Source organism: Vibrio sp. 2132-1 (genome assembly GCF_033344315.1).
On sequence record NZ_JAWPON010000365.1, the window covers coordinates 1 to 686 of the forward strand.

1 protein-coding gene is annotated in these 686 nt (G+C 47.4%); it reads right to left on the reverse strand.

Annotated elements, in window-relative coordinates:
- On the reverse strand, positions 1–629 hold a 629-nt coding region (locus tag R8N47_RS25445), incomplete at its 3' end, for a type II secretion system F family protein (protein WP_318186136.1).
- Positions 630–686 lie beyond the last annotated feature (57 nt).

The window sequence follows — 686 nt, forward strand, 5'->3', positions numbered from 1 at the left end:
GGAAGCGGCAACTCAACCCCAAAACGAGTAAACATCGATGCAAACTCGGGGATAACCAGAATGTTCAGAATGAACATCGCGATGGTAATAAATACGATAACGAACGTCGGGTAGCGCATCGCGGCTTTAATGCGTTTGCGTGTTTCGAGCTCTTGCTCATAATAGTTTGCTAGCTGCAGCAATGCCTCATCGAGTCGACCGGTATTCTCACCCACGTTGATCATGGAAACGAATAACGGACTAAACACTTTGTTGTGCGGCTGCATCGCAGACGACAAGCCACGACCATTACTCAACTCAGAAACCACATCTTCTAGCGCTTCTTTTAGCTGCTTGTTTTCACAGTTTTGCAGTAAGCCGCGCATTGAGCGCAGCAAAGGCACACCAGCTTTAGTTAAGCTGAACAACTGACGAGAAAACAGAATGATCACTTCCAGTGGAATGGCAGGAACCAACAATTTAGACAAACTAACGTGGTTCTTTGCGCCTTCTTTCTCTAAGCGTAGATTGAGCGGGATGATCCCTTTATTCATCAACGCTTCCGCTGCAGCTTCTGAATTCACCGCATCGACTTTGCCACTGGTTGATGAGCCGTCTAATGTGCGGCCTTGATAACGAAAAGTTGGCATTCACTTACCTACATGAAAATGGGATCAGTTTTACCCGAAGCGTCACCCTCGCCGAGG